This is a genomic window from Porphyromonas gulae DSM 15663 (assembly GCF_000378065.1).
GTDB lineage: Bacteria > Bacteroidota > Bacteroidia > Bacteroidales > Porphyromonadaceae > Porphyromonas > Porphyromonas gulae.
Genome location: NZ_KB899165.1, coordinates 33,839 through 49,352 on the forward strand (window position 1 = coordinate 33,839; position 15,514 = coordinate 49,352).

The window sequence follows — 15,514 nt, forward strand, 5'->3', positions numbered from 1 at the left end:
GCTGTGCTGAGGATAAAACCTCGACACAGCCCCTGCACTATTCGGGAAAATCCGAAAGAAGCCTTTACACTTCTACGGCTTTCCTCTTTCCAAGCTTTTTACTTGATGGAAGCCTGATAAACGTCTTCGATGGATGCTTCCAATGTAGCGTTGAACTCGGCATCGGTCTGCTGGGCAGAGAGACCCTCGACCAAAGCACGAGAGAACGAAGCGATAACGCCATGGTTGCGGCTGAGCAATTCGTTGGCTTGCTCACGGGAATAACCACCGGAAAGGGCTACTACACGCAGCATCATCGGGTGTTCGATGATTTCCTTGTAGAAGTTGTCCACTGTCGGGATCGTAATCTTGAGCATCACAGGCTCCGTCATCTTGTCGAGCTGTGCCAGCAGTTCTCGTTTGAGGATCTCTTCGGCCTTAGCCTTTTCGGGGCAATGGATGTCTACCTCCGGTTCGAGGATAGGCACTAAGCCATGAGAAAGAATCTCTTTTCCCCATTGGAATTGCTGTTCTACGATGTCGCGAATACCCTGCTCGTTGGCTTGCTTGATCACGCTACGCATCTTGGTGCCGAAAACGTGGTATCCGACAGCTTCGTCACAGAGCTTGCCGAGTTCGGGGAATGGCTTCATCAGCTGTACGCCGTTGGCTTCGTCCTGAAGGCCTTTGTCCACTTTGAGGAAGGGGACGATGTGTCTTTTCTCCCAAAGGAAGTCTGCCGTAGGCACTCCTTCGATCTTCCCGCGCATGGTACGTTCGAAGAGAATTACACCGATGATCTTGCCCGTGGCGAAAGCCGGAGAAGTAATCATGCGAGTACGCATTTGGTGAATGAGGTCGAACATCTCCTCTTCGGACTGATATGCATCGGGTTGGATACCGTATGCCTTCAGTGCTTTAGGGGTAGAACCACCACTCTGATCCAATGCTCCTACAAAGCCGGGAGCCTGACGCATCTGCTGCAATTGTTCTTTGTTCATTGCTTGTTTATTTTAATAAGATTAGCGAAATAGCTTGTGGTTTTTCTTGTTTTCCTCAAAGGTAGAGATTATTTGTGAGAGGGGACGGTTCGCACATGAATAATTGATTCGGAGGAAGGGATCTTGAGGGCTAAAGGTCTGAGGAAAATCAGCCCTCTCGAATATCTACTCATGATTGCTGCTTCGGAGAGGTCTCTTAGCAAGGATAAATGCTTGAAAGGCTGATACTGACAAATGCGATGATCTCACTGATTGAGAACTCGCATTGAAGGATCGGATACACGATATCCCGTACCCGATCAGTTTGCGTGCCAAAATTTTTGCGCTTGTGGTCGCTGAAAACATGGCGCGAAAACTTTTTGCTTTTGGCGTGGGAAGTGAAAAATTTACACGCCACAACGAAAAAATTCCGGTGCCACTTTTGGGAAAAACACAGACCGCAATTTTAGCGTTTTGGGTTCGTGTTTTCGAATGAGTGAGTTACGGGTATTGCTCCAAAGGGGTGATGGCGAATCATTGACACGACGTGTCGTGTCCGTCCTGTCCGAGCGTGTGATTTATGAAGGTCTATAAAGGGGTGACACTGTAAGACGGCAATCGGCTGTGTGCGGCGATTTTTTCCGTACACAGCCGACTGCGGATAGATCCCGATCTACAGATAAACGTGCAAACCGATAGTGAAGTCGAACCGATTGGCTCCCATCTTTTCTTTTGGTTTGGGTGCTGATATGTTCGTCGTCTTTATGTTATCCGGATGGAAAACGCCACCGACCATCATGATCTCTCCCCCGATGCCTAAATGTTTGTTCAGCTTGTATCCTATGTTGAGTGCCGTATTTGCTCCGACTGTGCTGCCGGAGATGTATCCTTCCCTCTTCGGATCGGAAATATCGGTCAGTGTTTGTTTGAAGCCCAAATAACCTAAGCCGAAACTCATCCCAAGCAACCACCGCTCCGAAAGAGCAGTACTCATGCTGAATAAGGGAGCGATATAGTCCAATCGATTGGCGAATCCGATACCCTGGTATTCGATTTTCTTAGTGATGTCGGCTTCATATCGAGAGGCGATCAGACCGAATCCGTAGAGGTTCCCTTTCGGGTGACATTTATATTGGAGTACGAACGAAAGTCCGTTGCTTAGCTTTTTCTCCAGCTGCTGCTCCGAATAAGACAGCCCTTTTGTCCGATTCGTGATGGTAGAGGGGCCGAAATGGAATGAAAGGTCGTGTACGGGTGCCTTGATCCGAGAGCCGATTTTCCCCCTTTGACCCGAATCGTACAGGAGCGAGTCGGGATAACCTTCTCCCTCGTTCCTCACGACAGAATCTGACAGGAGCATCAGTCCGCCTATCTGATGCATGGAGCTGCCGAAGATAGAGGGTCGTTGGTGATTGATCACGTACAGGATATTGGCACCGCTTTTTCTGGTTTCTTCGCGAGCAATCTGCACGGCCTCCGAGTAGGAGAGACTCCGGGATAGGCCGGATTCGGCGATCCTTACTTTCCCTACCAGCTCAGCCTCCGAAGGGGGACGCTTACCGTTTTCGAGTTCGTAGACCGCAATAGGTGTTCCCTCGGGCAAAGGAGGGTACTGTTTGTTCAGCTCGGTGATGATCCGAGGCGCGCAAGAATGCAAGGAAATTAAGAGTACGATGACCGCACTCAGAGAGAATAACTTTTTCATAAGCTGTATTTTTGTTCAAAGAGTGCACAAAAGTAAATAGAATCTCGGCTTTCTTGGCTTGTTTTTGGGCCCAAAAATGCAAAGAAGGGCGAGTTCACCTTTCCTTGAATGCTTGGCCCAATGTAGATCCGTACGTCCAACGGCATCGTTATAACGAGAGCGAAGGGAACAGATTCGTGCTGTGGTATAGGGAATTATATTATCTTTGCGGCCAGATCTACGACCGTAGTAGCGGAAGTAGTTATTGTTTAACACGTTAAAAACGGAAGAAAATGTATTTGGATTCAGCTAAAAAAGCAGAACTCTTCGAGAAGTATGGCAAGTCAGTGAAGGACACGGGTAGCCCCGAAAGTCAAATCGCTTTGTTCACATTTCGCATCGCGCATTTGACTGAGCACTTGCGTCAGAACAAGAAAGACTTTGCCACGGAACGTTCTTTGAAGATGCTGGTAGGTAAGCGTCGTCGTATGCTCGACTACTTGATCAAGGTAGACATCGAGCGTTACCGTGCCATCATCAAGGAACTCGGTATCCGTCGCTAATTCTCGCAGAGTGCCTCAAAGAGCATTTGCCTGAATAAAAAAGTTGTCTACGGGCTGTGTCGAATAAGGGTAAAACCTTAGGACACAGCCTTTCTTTTTGGTAGATTTGCAATCTATGATCAGAACGATACTTTCACGATATGTATTCTCGAACTTTTGGGGTCGGGGAGCTACTCTTTTTTTGCCGCTTTTTCTCGGTTTTATCTCCGCATGTATTGCCTTGTCGGCTTGTGGAGGGGGTACTGCTTCAGGTTTCGATCGTACGCTGGCTGTGACCATCGAGCCGCAGAAATACTTCATCGAGTCCATTGCGGATAAGTCGGTGCAGGTGGTGGCATTGGTGCCGGCCGGTAGCAATCCGGAGGAATACGACCCTTCGCCTGCCGTGATGAAGCGTTTGTCCGAAGCAGATGCGTACCTCTATATAGGCGGATTGGGGTTTGAGCAGAGAAATCTCTCGGCCATTCGGGACAATAACCCTAAGCTTCCTCTTTTTGAAATGGGCAAAGCCTTGACGGATGCCGGAGGCGCGGATCTCCACGACTCCTGCACAGATCATACACATGCAGATCTGCATGCCCACGATCCGCACTATTGGAGCAGTGTGGTAGGAGCAAAGGCACTCAGTCGTGCAGCATACGATGTACTTGTGGAGCTTTATCCGAACGAGAAAGACAAATGGGACAAAGGGCACGACCGTCTCAACGCACGTATCGACAGCGTGAAGAGGCTCGTCGATACCATGTTTGCCAATGGCAAGGCAGACAAAGCCTTCGTCATATATCACCCATCGCTCAGCTTTTTCGCCCAAGAATTCGGCCTGCGGCAGATCGTCATAGAGGAGGATGGGAAAGAGCCTACGGCTGCCCACCTTCGTAGTGTGATCGATCAGGCACGTGCCGATGGTGTCAGAATCGTATTTATCCAACCCGAATTCGAAACGCGTCAGGCGGAAGACATTGCGCGCGAGATCGGTGCTCGTCCGGTAAGGATCAATCCTCTGCGCAGCTCGTGGGAGGAGGAAATTTTACATATTGCTCGCACTTTAGCTCATGAACGGTAGCTTATTGCTCAGCCTGAAGTCGGCCTCGTTCGGCTATGGACAGAAAAATGTCTTCAGGGACTATTCGCTCGATGTTGTTCGTGGCGAATTTCTCGGTATCGTAGGACGCAATGGTGGGGGCAAGTCCACCCTCGTGAAAGCAATAATCGGGTTGCTGCCACTACGATCAGGGAGTCTTACGTTCTACGACCGGGAGGGGGAGCCTTGTGCGAAGCCTTCGATCGGCTATCTGCCTCAACTCAATCGTATCGATAGGGCTTTCCCCATTCGTGTGGAGGAGGTCATTCGATCGGGTTTGCTCGGAGAGAGCAATCGTGGTTCGCACCAAGAGCTTTTAGTCCGTGCAGCCTCCGATCTTCGGATAAGCGACTTGCTCAAGCGGCCTATTTCGGACTTGAGTGGAGGGCAGCTCCAGCGTGTCCTATTGGCCAGAGCCATTGTGAGCCGTCCCGAACTTCTTGTGCTCGACGAACCCAACAGTTACTTGGACGAATTGGCCGAAGCACTTGTACAACAGACCGTATCCCAAAGACACAAAGAGGGGGCAACCATCTTATTGATTTCACATGATAGAGAATCCATTTGGCAGCAGGCAGACAGGATATTGTCCCTCGACTGATATTTATCTCATCCGTCAGGCTCTTCCGTCCGATTACGACAGCATTCTTGCCCTGTGGGAGGATGCTCGCCGAACCATGCTTGCCTCCGGCAATCCTCAGTGGCAGGGAGCATACCCCGGAGAACCGGAAGCTCGGGAGGATATAGCCCGGAGAGAAGCCTATTTGCTGGAGATAGAGGGCATCCCTTTGGGGGTAATGGCCGTGAACGATCAGATGCCGGCCGAATACGACTCGTTGCCGTGGCAGACCGAAGGGAAAGCCTATACGATACACCGCCTGGGCATTCATTCCTCTCTGCTTCGCAAGGGGTATGCCGCTGCCATGCTTTCCTCTGCCGAGACGATAGCGCGCGAACAAGGGGGCACCTGCATACACATAGATACGTATAGCCCCAATACGGCTGCACAGAGCCTTTTCCGTCGCCTTGGCTACCGGCAGGTTTGCTCTTTCCATATGAAGCAGAAGCCTTTGCCATACATCGCTTTCGAAAAATCGCTCTGAAAGCAGCTGCTCCGACTCTCCCGATCTGATCCTCGGTGTGGAAGAGATTGTTCGGCTGAGTCATTTGGCGAACAGCCTCTTTTGCTCTACTTGGTTGGTATGACAGGGGAATCCTGTAGGATCCGGTTCACTGCCCGAACTGAGGCAAAGTGACACTGTTTTTGCTGCCGATGATCGGATTCGTCGGCTATTTTCTATATATAAAGTGAGAGATGGTGTAAAAAAAAACGTAACTTTGCGCCCTATGAATATGCTTGTATAGATGAAAAAAATCTAACAATAAAATAAGTAACAGACAAAATGCAAAACAAAGGATTTGTGATTGTTATCACATCGGCTCTGGCCATCATCTGTGCGTTTTACCTGTCATTCTCTTTCGTTACGAACCGTTACGAAAAGAAGGCTAAGGCGATGGGCGATGTTGCCGGAATGGCCTATCTTGATTCCATGTCGAATGAGAAGGTCTGGTTCGGCTACACGCTGAAAGAAGCTCAAGCCCAGCAAATCGGTCTTGGCCTTGACTTAAAGGGGGGTATGAACGTTATCTTGAAACTTAACGCAAGCGATCTGCTTCGCAACCTCTCTAACAAAAGTTTGGATCCCAACTTCAACAAAGCTCTGGAGAATGCTGCCAAGAGCACGGAACAATCCGACTTCATCGATATTTTCGTGAAGGAATATCGCAAGCTCGACCCCAACGGACGCTTGGCCGTTATCTTCGGTTCGGGTGACCTTCGCGACCAGATTACCGCAAAGTCTACGGATGCAGACGTAGTGCATCTGCTCAAAGAAAAATATAACAGTGCTGTAGAGGCTTCGTTCAATGTGCTCCGCGCTCGTATCGATGCCTTTGGTGTGGTTGCTCCCAATCTGCAGCGATTGGAAGGGCAGGGACGTATCCTGGTGGAGCTCCCCGGTGTGAAAGATCCGGAGCGTGTTCGCTCTCTTTTGCAGCGCAGTGCCAATCTGCAGTTCTGGCGTACATACAAATTCGACGAGGTTAGTGGAGACTTGATCGCTGCTAATGCTCGCCTGAGCGAGTTGGCTATGAACAGCACAGACGCTACACCCGAAACGGTGCCTGCAGCTACTGACTCTGTAGCCGCAACTGCAGACTCTGCCGCCGTACAAGCTGTAGCTGATTCTGCTGCAGTAGTGCAAGACGAGGCCAAGGATGCTACTCGTAAAGATGTACTCTTCTCTTTGCTCACGCCCGTGAATCGTGGTGGTGCTGTAGTGGGTGTGGCCCGTCGTGCCAATATGGCTCAGATCTCCGAAATGCTCGAGCAAGCTCACGACTTGAAGGTTACGCGTGAAGACGTACTTTTCCTCTGGGGTGCTAAAGCAATCGAAGATCCCGAAACCAAAAAGGAAACGGACCTCTATGAGCTCTATGCTATTCGCACCAATCGTACGGGAGACCCTGACTTGGGTGGTGAAGTGGTGACTTCTGCCAAGAGTGACATCCAGAATGACTTCGGTCGTTCCGAATCAATCGTTTCGATGACGATGAACGAGGAAGGTGCTCGCAAATGGGCGCGTATCACAAAGGATAACGTAGGCCGCGCTATCGCCATCGTTTTGGATGGAGTGGTTTATTCCGCACCGAATGTGAACGATGAGATCACGGGCGGTCGCTCTCAGATCTCCGGCAACTTTACTGTGGAGGAAGCGGGCGACCTTGCCAACGTACTCAACTCCGGTAAAATGGATGCTACTGTAAGTATCGAGCAGGAAAACGTGATTGGTCCTACGCTCGGTGCTGAGTCCATCAAAGCCGGATTCTTGTCATTCCTCCTTGCTTTGGTCATTCTGATGTGCTACATGTGTCTTGCTTACGGTTTCTTGCCGGGCCTCATTGCTGATGGTGCATTGATCGTAAACAGCTTCTTTACATTGGGGGTATTGGCATCTTTCCATGCCGTGCTTACTCTCTCCGGTATTGCCGGTTTGGTGCTGACGCTTGGTATGGCTGTGGATGCTAACGTGCTTATCTTCGAACGTATCAAGGAAGAACTTCGTGCCGGTAAGACTCCGATTCGTGCCGTTACGGATGGTTATGGCAACGCTTTCTCTGCCATCTTCGACTCGAACGTTACGACTATCATTACCGGTATCATCCTATTCCTCTATGGAACGGGTCCGATTCGTGGTTTTGCCACTACATTGATTATCGGTCTTATCGCTTCTTTTATCACGGCTGTCTTCCTGACTCGTATCGTTTTCGAGAGACTGGCGAAAAAAGGTCGTTTGGATAAGGTTACATTTACGACAAGTCTTACTCGCAACGTTCTTGTCAATCCGACATACAACATCCTGGGCAAGCGTAAGGTGGGCTTTATCATCCCGATGGTTATCATCGCATTGGGTCTTGTGGCTTCCTTTACGATCGGTCTCAACAGGGGTATCGAATTCTCGGGAGGTCGTAACTATGTAGTTAAATTCGATCAGCCTGTTTCTTCCGAGGCTGTCCGTTCCGCCTTGTCTTCTCCGTTGCAAGAGAAAGTCTTGGTTACATCGATTGGTACAGATGGAACAGAGGTGCGTATATCTACGAACTATAAGATTCAGGAAGAAAGCGAAGAGATAGAAGTTGAGATTACAGACAAACTGTATCAGGGTCTGAAAGGCTTCTATGCACAAGAGCCTGCGGCCGATCAGTTCTTGGACAACATCGTTAGCTCTCAAAAGGTAAGCCCCAGCATGTCGAGCGACATCACGAGAGGTGCTATCTGGGCTGTGTTGTTGTCGATGATCTTCATGGCAATTTATATTCTGATTCGATTCCGTGATATTTCATTCTCTGCCGGGGTATTCGTTTCTGTAGCTTCTACTACATTCTCGATTATCGCTCTGTATGCGTTGCTGTGGAAGATTCTTCCTTTCACGATGGAGATTGATCAGAACTTTATCGCTGCCATCTTGGCTATCATCGGTTACTCGCTCAATGACACCGTGGTTGTCTTTGACCGTATTCGTGAAACGATGAAGTTGTACCCTAACAGAGATCGCTACCAAGTAATCAACGATGCCCTTAACTCAACATTGGCTCGAACGCTGAATACCTCTTTGACCACCTTCATCGTGATGTTGGTTATCTTCATCTTCGGAGGTGCTACGATGCGTAGCTTCACGTTCTCGATCCTTCTCGGTATCGTTATCGGTACATACTCTACGCTCTTTGTTGCTACGCCGCTTGCTTACGAGATCCAAAAGCGCAAGCTCAACAAAGCAGCTAAGAAATAATTCGATCGCTTCGCTTACTTCTAAAGCAACAACCCCAACGACACGAAATGGAGTGTCGTTGGGGTTGCTTCTTTTTCTGAAAATGCAATAAGAAACTGCTGCACAAGCTATTGTGTACAGGGTTTTGTGTCTTTATTCCGACTCTGAAGATGATGAGAATTTCTTTTTCTGTCGGTAATCGCGTGCACGCTTCAACTTTTCCAGAGCATCGTGTGCCGCATTCTGATGAGCTTCTTTTTTATTCATGCCGATTCCGCTACCGATACGATGGTCATCCACAAACACAGCGTAATTGAAATTTCCGTGAGCACGCTTAGGTTCGGAAATGAGACGAAACTCCAGATTCAAGTGGTGTTTCTGTGCCCATTCAAGTAGAAGGGATTTGTAATTCGTAGTAGTGTCCGTCAGGCTGTCTTCCAATTCATGAAAGACGGGAATGAAGCGTGTAAGGACAAACTTTTCCGCTGCTTGGTATCCTTTGTCCATATATATTGCTCCGATAAGGGCTTCCAGTGTATTGCCCATAATATCAGGACTCATCTGAGATATTTCGCCGCGAACGATCAGGAATCGGTCCAGTCTGAGCTTTTGCGCCACGATGTTGTTGATCTGTCTTTTGACAATCGCGCTGCGCCGCTGACTCATATCTCCTTCATTCCAATGAGGATGTTGGCGATACAGATAACCACTGATCGCAGTGGCAAGAACCGAGTCGCCGAGAAACTCCAGACGTTCGTTGTTCAGCCTGTGTCCCTCGTCATCTATCAAACTACATGAGCTATGCCGAAAAGCCAGCTCATATAAAGGAATCTGCCTTGGTTTGAAACCAAGAGTATCCGAAAGCAAAACAAAAGACCCCCTCGGCTTTCGCCAAGGGAGTCTTGATAAGTATGTACTCAAAGACAACATTGCAGTTATCTATCAATCTATTATTTCTCGAACTTCTTGAATACAACGCTGGCATTGTGTCCTCCGAATCCGAACGTATTGGATAGGGCTACACGTACCTGACGCTTTTGTGCTTCGTTGAAAGTAAAGTTCAGGCTATAATCGATTTCCGGATCTTGATCGTCGTCCTGATGGTTGATAGTAGGCGGAACGATATCTTCGTGTACGGATTTCACGCATACCATAGCCTCTACGGCACCGGCAGCTCCAAGAAGGTGTCCCGTCATACTCTTTGTAGAGCTGATGTTCAGCTTATAAGCATGCTCTCCGAAGACATCTTTGATAGCTTTCGCTTCTGAAATGTCTCCGACAGGAGTAGAGGTACCGTGCACATTGACGTAGTCAACATCCTCCGGCTTCAGGCCTGCGTCTTCGATGGCGTTTGTCATAACCAGCTTGGCTCCCAACCCGTCAGGATGACTTGCCGTCAGGTGATATGCATCGGCTGAAAGACCTGTTCCCACCAATTCGGCGTAGATACGGGCACCACGCTTAAGAGCATGCTCCAGCTCCTCGAGAACCATACATGCAGCTCCTTCGCCCATAACGAATCCGTCGCGGCTGGCGCTGAAGGGACGACTGGCCTCTTGCGGAGCATCGTTGCGCGTGGAGAGAGCGTTCATAGCATTGAAACCTCCCACTCCGGCAGCGCAAATCGACGCCTCAGAGCCTCCTGCGATGATTACATTGGCCTTACCTAAGCGGATCAGATGACAAGCATCGATCAGAGCATTGGTAGAAGACGCACATGCCGATGCGATGGAGTAGTTCGGGCCATGGAAGCCGTATTTGATTGAGATCTGGCCTGCTGCAATATCGGAGATCATCTTGGGGATGAAAAACGGATTGAAGCGAGGCCCGTTCTCCGGATTATAGTCGCGCACTTCACTCTCGAAAGTCGTCAGACCACCGATTCCGGCAGAAACGATCACTCCCACACGATTCTTGTCCAATTGGTCCAAATCGAGGCCGGAGTCTTTTACACTCTCATCGGCCGCTACTTGTGCAAGTTGCGCGTAGCGGTCTAACTTACGCACCTCCTTGCGGTCAAAATGTTGCAAAGGATCAAAACCCTTCACTTCGCAGGCGAACTGCGTTTTGAACTTGGAGGCATCAAAGAGCGTGATAGGTCCGGCTCCACTCTTGCCTGCCACTAAGCTTTCCCATGTTTCGGGAGCGGTGTTGCCGAGCGGAGTAATGGCGCCTAACCCTGTTACTACTACTCTTTTCAGTTCCATCGGAGTATTATTACTTCAGGTTTTTTTCGATATAGTCGATGGCGTCGCCGACTGTCTTGATCTCCTGTGCTTGGTCGTCAGGAATAGACATGTTGAATTCCTTTTCGAAATTCATCATCAACTCAACTGTATCAAGAGAGTCTGCTCCAAGGTCGTTTGAGAAACTGGCTTCACGCGTTACTTCAGAAGCTTCTACATTCAATTTGTCAACTACGAGGTCGATTACTTTTTTTTCTACTTCAGACATAGTCTTGTTCTTTAAAATGGTTATTACTAATAATCTTCTTATTTATCTTTGTGTTTCATTCTGCGTCGTTTAGCGGATTCGGTACAGAAAATACTGTGTTATTTCCATTATTGACGCCGTGAAATCTGCACAATCGCACTCTTTGTGTGCAGCAAAAATAGTAAATAAAATGAGAAAAGTAGCGGTTTTAGCCTCCGGCAATGGCTCAAATGCAGAAAATCTGTATCATTTCTTTTCCCAAAGAGGTTTGGCAAGCTTGGCTGTCATCCTTAGTAATCACTCCGATGCGGGAGTAATGGCACGAGCAGAACGGCTGAAAATTCCGGCTTATGCCTTTACTACGAAAGAAATGCACGAAGGAACCAAGCCCATTGCCCTACTGAAAGAGTTGGGAATAGAACTGATCGTTCTGGCCGGCTACATGTGTTATATCACCCCTCCTTACTTGGAGGCTTTCCCCGACAGGATCGTCAATATCCATCCGGCATTGCTGCCCAAGTTCGGTGGAAAGGGAATGTACGGCCATCATGTGCACGAAGCCGTCCTTGCTGCGGGGGAGAAAGAAAGCGGTATCACCATTCATCTCGTCGATGAGCATTATGATCACGGCAAAATCCTCCGTCAGGCTGTCTGTCCGGTTCTTCCGGAAGATACGCCCGATACGCTTGCCGAAAGGATCCATGCTCTGGAATATGCACACTATCCTGAGGCCATAGAGGAATACTTGCTCCGGCTTCCGGCAGAATCATGAAACACTCCTTCCCCATGCGCACTCTATCCGGCATACTATATTATATAGTAATAGGGCTTATTCTGTTCCTCACGCTTTCATGCAGTAGAGAATCCGATGTTTGCCACCTCAAACTTAAGCTGAGCAATCTCAGCAGTGGCGATTCTGTTTTAGTCCTTCGACTGGAAGGAGGAGGCTCCTTTAGCACAGAAGAAATACGAGTCACGCCACCCAAAGCCCGGATCCGACACAAAGTCAAAGGCGATGTTAATCGCATTTTGCTCTATTTCAACGAAGGCAATAATGTGCTACGGCTTTATCCTGAAAGGGGAGAGGATCTCACAATCACGCTTGATGCCGACCAACCTCTCCTGCCTAAAATAAAAGGAGGAAGCACCCATGCTACACTGAATGAGTTCATGCAAACAGCGGATGATGAGATCCGCAGCTATCAGGATCATCTCCGAACGACCGACTTTCCCTCCAAGGCAGAAGCCTTCGCAGATCTGCGACTCAAAGCCCTCCGCTTCTATCTCTCCCATTCCGATGCCCCCGGTATAAACAGATTGGTGGAGGAATACGATCTCTTCGATGCGGCATTCGTTCGTCGCTCCGGTATTTCGATGCACCGGCTCCCCGCACCTCTTGATTCCGTCCTTAGAAAGAACGAGTCGTATGCAATCGGCCGTTTGGCACCGGACTTCCTTGTCAAGGATATCGATCAGCGATCCTTTACGCTTTCCTGGTACAAGGGGCAAGATGTCCTTTTGCACTTTGCTAATAAGCCGGACTCCGCTACTGTCGCATGCCTGAAAGCCTGGAAAAATAAAACAGGAATGAAAAAGCCGGAAGTCCTGACCCTCACACTTTTTGCGCCGGACTCATCGCTCCGAAAGCTGACCGCAGGATTGGCCATGCCGGGGCGCGTCGTGTCGGACAGTGTCGGGCAGGTATCGACACTTCTTGAACGATACGGCATAGACAGCCTCCCATATACTGTCCATATCGACACTGCCGGATACATCCGCAGCCGCCATGCCGGTCACAGTCTCCCATAGTTCGCACGCACTTTCCCCGTATTTATGTTAGTAAAGACCTTTGCCGCTGCTCTGCACAGCATAGATGCTCTTACCGTTACCGTCGAAGTCAATATCACCCGAGGTTGCTATCTCAGCATGGTAGGACTCCCCGATGCAGCAGTTCGTGAGAGTCTGGATAGAATCCGCTCCACATACGACTGCCTGAATATCGCCTTTCCCCAAAAGAGCATTACGATCAATCTCAGTCCGGCCGATATCAAAAAAGAAGGTACTGCCTACGACCTGCCCCTTGCCATTGCACTCATGGCTGCAGATGGCATTATCGGAGCAGACTCCCTGCCGCGCTATATGATTATGGGCGAGCTTTCGCTGGACGGATCGCTCCGTCCGATCAAAGGAGCCTTGCCCATCGCCATCCAAGCACGAGCCGAAGGATTCGACGGACTGATCCTCCCGGCGGAAAATGCACGCGAAGCAGCCGTCGTGAACAACCTCAATGTCTATGGCGTGAAGCATATAGCAGAGGTGATCAGCCATTTCAACGGAGGCGATCAACTACAGCCCACTATAGTCGATACCCGCAGGGAATTTTTCGACCATCAGCAGCAGGTGTCTTTCGACTTCTCGGAGGTGAAGGGACAGGAGAAGGTGAAGCGCGCCCTCGAAGTGGCGGCTGCAGGCGGACACAATCTGATCATGGTGGGGAGTCCCGGCAGTGGGAAATCCATGATGGCTAAGCGAATGCCCGGAATCCTTCCTCCGTTTACACTTGGCGAATCGCTTGAAACGACCAAAATATACTCCGTGGCCGGTAAGTTGGGGGTCAATTCTATGCTCCTGACCCAACGCCCTTTCCGTTCGCCCCACCATTCCATCTCTTCCGCAGCCCTCGTGGGCGGCGGCACTTATCCACAGCCCGGAGAGATCAGTCTGGCTCACAATGGCGTGCTCTTCTTGGACGAGCTGGCCGAGTTCAACCGCTCCGTTCTCGAGGTGATGCGGCAGCCTTTGGAAGATCGGCGGATCACCGTTTCGAGAGCCAGAATGACCGTGGACTATCCTGCCGGATTCATGCTCGTAGCTGCTATGAATCCCTGTCCTTGTGGCTACTACAACCATCCCACACGCGCTTGCTCCTGTGCACCCGGACAGGTGGAGAAGTATCTCAGCCGCATATCGGGGCCTCTTTTGGACCGGATCGATATACAGGTAGAGATTACACCCGTTCCTTTTGAGAAAATATCCGACAGCCGGCCGGCCGAAAGCAGTGAGAAAATCCGTCAGCGAGTGGTGGCAGCACGCGAAATCCAAAGCAAACGATTCGCCGACTACTCCGGTGTCCATTGCAATGCCCAGATGGACGACAAATTGATGAACCGCTATGCACTGCCCGACGAAAAGGGACTTCAACGATTGAGGACCGCTATGGAACGCTTCGACCTCTCCGCTCGTGCCTATGGCCGTATCTTGAAAGTGGCACGCACCATTGCCGATCTGGCAGGCAGCGAAGATGTGGGTGGCGAACACATAGCAGAAGCCATCGGCTACCGCAATCTCGACCGAGAAAACTGGGGTAAGGCTTGAGACAATGGAAAGCCCACACACACGCCTGCCCTCATTCGCCGCCCATCGCCTGATTATCGGCGAAACGAGCTACCCTTACCCTTTTCTCCGGTTTGATGCTGCATCCGGATGCTGGGAGTTAAGTTCTTTTTCTCATGAATCCGAGGCCGTTGTTTTTCTGTCGGGGAGTCTTCTGCTCTGTCCGGCTGATCTGTCGCCTCACCTCCCTGCTGATACACAAAGTATCACACTTCCTGAAATGCAAAGTCGGCTCCACTTGCTACAGACCGCTCCCGTGCATCTCTACCACTTTCCTACAGCCTCCTCTCCTGCCCATCTCCTGCGTTAGTGGATCGAACGAGGAGGGACAAGTGTACCCTTTCTCCTAATTTTCCCGTCTATAGTCGGCCAAGAGTAGTTTCACAGTAATGAAACTCTCATCGACTGACGTTTGCCGGAAAGTTAATCGAAGGAACGGGACTTCACTGTTTGAAGAATATCAAGAAGCGATTGACAGTGTTCGTTGTTGGCCATAATGATGTTGTCGGCAAATAAGATATTCGAGGTGGCATACTTTGGGACAGACTTGACGATGTTACACGTCACAGACCGAAAAAACGCAGAACATCGGTCGAAAAAACGTGGCGCGTAAACTTATTCGTTCCGGTTCGGGAAGTGAAAAATTTACGCGCCACAACGAAAAAAATCTCGCGCCACTTTCTCAGAAATCACGAACCGCAATCGGGATATTTTTCGCTCGTGTTCTCGAAAAGGTAAGTTTGGGATGATTGGAATGGCAACCCCTAAATGACACTGACGTGTACTGAAAAAAGTTGACAGTTGGGCGGGATCGTTCTACAATTGGTTTACTGGTTCTTTCTATAATTCTACTTTAGGTTGACAGCCCTTACCCTTAGGTCTAATTTCGGTTGACACGAGCAAAGTTAGCTTTTTGTCTGACATTCATTCTTCGGTATAGCTCGGGGGCAATCTCCGGCCAATGTTCGATCCTTGCCAGTAAGGGATTTTCAGACTCCGGTGTAATGACTTGCATAGGCGTTTTCGCCCTTAGAGCTTGATGTGGACGCGCCTCGTTGTACATGCGCACGGCT

The 15,514-nt window shown here is 49.7% G+C and carries 17 protein-coding genes and 1 pseudogene; 10 read left to right on the forward strand and 8 right to left on the reverse strand.

Translation table 11 applies throughout. The annotated features are described in order from the left end of the window. Nucleotides 1-98 precede the first annotated feature (98 nt). The 3 genes from F452_RS0106815 to F452_RS0106825 form a co-directional block, all read right to left on the reverse strand. Nucleotides 99-980 carry a fructose bisphosphate aldolase gene (locus tag F452_RS0106815; RefSeq protein WP_018965473.1) on the reverse strand — a complete coding sequence of 294 codons (882 nt, stop codon included), beginning with the start codon at nt 978-980 and terminating at the stop codon, nt 99-101. 196 nt (nt 981-1,176) lie between these two features. Then, nucleotides 1,177-1,377, reverse strand: coding sequence for a DUF1661 domain-containing protein (locus tag F452_RS12810; protein WP_230587170.1), 201 nt, complete (start codon nt 1,375-1,377; stop codon nt 1,177-1,179). 255 nt (nt 1,378-1,632) lie between these two features. Continuing rightward, nucleotides 1,633-2,664, reverse strand: a complete 1,032-nt coding sequence (locus F452_RS0106825; protein ID WP_018965475.1) for a porin family protein — start codon at nt 2,662-2,664, stop codon at nt 1,633-1,635. A 272-nt stretch (nt 2,665-2,936) separates the two neighbouring features. Here F452_RS0106825 and rpsO point away from each other — a divergent pair, with 272 nt between their 5' ends. The 5 genes from rpsO to secDF all read left to right on the forward strand — a co-directional run bounded on the left by rpsO (nt 2,937) and on the right by secDF (nt 8,636). After that, nucleotides 2,937-3,206 carry a 30S ribosomal protein S15 gene (gene rpsO, locus F452_RS0106830; RefSeq protein ID WP_004584741.1) on the forward strand — a complete coding sequence of 90 codons (270 nt, stop codon included), beginning with the start codon at nt 2,937-2,939 and terminating at the stop codon, nt 3,204-3,206. Between the two features lie 115 nt (nt 3,207-3,321). Continuing rightward, on the forward strand, nt 3,322-4,269 hold the full coding sequence (locus tag F452_RS0106835) for a metal ABC transporter solute-binding protein, Zn/Mn family (RefSeq protein ID WP_018965476.1): 948 nt from the start codon (nt 3,322-3,324) through the stop codon (nt 4,267-4,269). After that, a complete protein-coding gene (locus tag F452_RS0106840) occupies nt 4,259-4,888 on the forward strand; it encodes a metal ABC transporter ATP-binding protein (RefSeq protein ID WP_018965477.1) in 630 nt (209 codons plus the stop codon). The genes F452_RS0106835 and F452_RS0106840 overlap by 11 nt, the downstream gene beginning before the upstream one ends. Beyond that, nucleotides 4,836-5,390 (forward strand): GNAT family N-acetyltransferase, encoded by a 555-nt coding sequence (locus F452_RS0106845; protein WP_230587171.1) that lies wholly within the window; start codon nt 4,836-4,838, stop codon nt 5,388-5,390. The genes F452_RS0106840 and F452_RS0106845 overlap by 53 nt, the downstream gene beginning before the upstream one ends. A 300-nt stretch (nt 5,391-5,690) precedes the next feature. Continuing rightward, the gene (gene secDF / locus F452_RS0106850; RefSeq protein WP_026292276.1) at nt 5,691-8,636 is read left to right on the forward strand and encodes a protein translocase subunit SecDF; all 2,946 of its coding nucleotides are present in this window, start codon (nt 5,691-5,693) and stop codon (nt 8,634-8,636) included. A 132-nt stretch (nt 8,637-8,768) separates the two neighbouring features. Here secDF and rnc read toward each other — a convergent pair whose 3' ends face one another. The 3 genes from rnc to F452_RS0106865 are packed head-to-tail and all read right to left on the reverse strand — an operon-like array spanning nt 8,769 to nt 11,069. Continuing rightward, complete coding sequence (gene rnc / locus F452_RS0106855; protein WP_230587852.1) at nt 8,769-9,545, reverse strand: ribonuclease III; 777 nt, start codon at nt 9,543-9,545, stop codon at nt 8,769-8,771. Between the two features lie 20 nt (nt 9,546-9,565). Next, a complete protein-coding gene (gene fabF, locus F452_RS0106860) occupies nt 9,566-10,822 on the reverse strand; it encodes a beta-ketoacyl-ACP synthase II (protein WP_018965481.1) in 1,257 nt (418 codons plus the stop codon). Between the two features lie 10 nt (nt 10,823-10,832). Next, nucleotides 10,833-11,069, reverse strand: coding sequence for an acyl carrier protein (locus F452_RS0106865; RefSeq protein ID WP_004584733.1), 237 nt, complete (start codon nt 11,067-11,069; stop codon nt 10,833-10,835). Nucleotides 11,070-11,238: 169 nt separating this feature from the next. Between F452_RS0106865 and purN the strand changes: the two genes are divergently transcribed. From purN to F452_RS11550, 4 genes are read left to right on the forward strand one after another with little or no spacing between them, the layout of a single operon-like run. Next, nucleotides 11,239-11,820 (forward strand): phosphoribosylglycinamide formyltransferase, encoded by a 582-nt coding sequence (purN, locus tag F452_RS0106870; protein ID WP_018965482.1) that lies wholly within the window; start codon nt 11,239-11,241, stop codon nt 11,818-11,820. Beyond that, complete coding sequence (locus tag F452_RS0106875; RefSeq protein WP_018965483.1) at nt 11,817-12,857, forward strand: TlpA family protein disulfide reductase; 1,041 nt, start codon at nt 11,817-11,819, stop codon at nt 12,855-12,857. The genes purN and F452_RS0106875 overlap by 4 nt, the downstream gene beginning before the upstream one ends. 24 nt (nt 12,858-12,881) lie before the next feature. Further along, entirely contained in the window at nt 12,882-14,423 is a 1,542-nt protein-coding gene (locus F452_RS0106880; RefSeq protein WP_018965484.1) for a YifB family Mg chelatase-like AAA ATPase, read from the forward strand. A gap of 4 nt (nt 14,424-14,427) precedes the next feature. Then, on the forward strand, nt 14,428-14,751 hold the full coding sequence (locus F452_RS11550; RefSeq protein ID WP_026292278.1) for a hypothetical protein: 324 nt from the start codon (nt 14,428-14,430) through the stop codon (nt 14,749-14,751). A gap of 253 nt (nt 14,752-15,004) precedes the next feature. On the opposite strand, the gene F452_RS13365 is transcribed toward F452_RS11550, so the two are convergent. After that, on the reverse strand, nt 15,005-15,097 hold the full coding sequence (locus tag F452_RS13365; RefSeq protein ID WP_230587851.1) for a DUF1661 domain-containing protein: 93 nt from the start codon (nt 15,095-15,097) through the stop codon (nt 15,005-15,007). Here F452_RS13365 and F452_RS12815 point away from each other — a divergent pair. After that, entirely contained in the window at nt 15,078-15,179 is a 102-nt protein-coding gene (locus F452_RS12815) for a DUF1661 domain-containing protein (protein ID WP_235290115.1), read from the forward strand. The two genes, F452_RS13365 and F452_RS12815, sit on opposite strands and share 20 nt — an antisense overlap. A 142-nt stretch (nt 15,180-15,321) precedes the next feature. Here F452_RS12815 and F452_RS11560 read toward each other — a convergent pair. Next, nucleotides 15,322-15,514, reverse strand: a pseudogene (locus F452_RS11560) (IS3-like element ISPg5 family transposase); the annotation flags it as partial.

Coding starts and splice junctions, on each gene's coding strand:
- F452_RS0106815 (WP_018965473.1), bottom strand. CDS start 980: ATGAACAAAGAACAATTGCAGCAGATGCGTCAGGCTCCCGGCTTTGTA.
- F452_RS0106825 (WP_018965475.1), bottom strand. CDS start 2,664: ATGAAAAAGTTATTCTCTCTGAGTGCGGTCATCGTACTCTTAATTTCC.
- rpsO (WP_004584741.1), top strand. CDS start 2,937: ATGTATTTGGATTCAGCTAAAAAAGCAGAACTCTTCGAGAAGTATGGC.
- F452_RS0106835 (WP_018965476.1), top strand. CDS start 3,322: ATGATCAGAACGATACTTTCACGATATGTATTCTCGAACTTTTGGGGT.
- F452_RS0106840 (WP_018965477.1), top strand. CDS start 4,259: ATGAACGGTAGCTTATTGCTCAGCCTGAAGTCGGCCTCGTTCGGCTAT.
- F452_RS0106845 (WP_230587171.1), top strand. CDS start 4,836: ATGATAGAGAATCCATTTGGCAGCAGGCAGACAGGATATTGTCCCTCG.
- secDF (WP_026292276.1), top strand. CDS start 5,691: ATGCAAAACAAAGGATTTGTGATTGTTATCACATCGGCTCTGGCCATC.
- rnc (WP_230587852.1), bottom strand. CDS start 9,545: ATGTTGTCTTTGAGTACATACTTATCAAGACTCCCTTGGCGAAAGCCG.
- fabF (WP_018965481.1), bottom strand. CDS start 10,822: ATGGAACTGAAAAGAGTAGTAGTAACAGGGTTAGGCGCCATTACTCCG.
- F452_RS0106865 (WP_004584733.1), bottom strand. CDS start 11,069: ATGTCTGAAGTAGAAAAAAAAGTAATCGACCTCGTAGTTGACAAATTG.
- purN (WP_018965482.1), top strand. CDS start 11,239: ATGAGAAAAGTAGCGGTTTTAGCCTCCGGCAATGGCTCAAATGCAGAA.
- F452_RS0106875 (WP_018965483.1), top strand. CDS start 11,817: ATGAAACACTCCTTCCCCATGCGCACTCTATCCGGCATACTATATTAT.
- F452_RS0106880 (WP_018965484.1), top strand. CDS start 12,882: ATGTTAGTAAAGACCTTTGCCGCTGCTCTGCACAGCATAGATGCTCTT.
- F452_RS11550 (WP_026292278.1), top strand. CDS start 14,428: ATGGAAAGCCCACACACACGCCTGCCCTCATTCGCCGCCCATCGCCTG.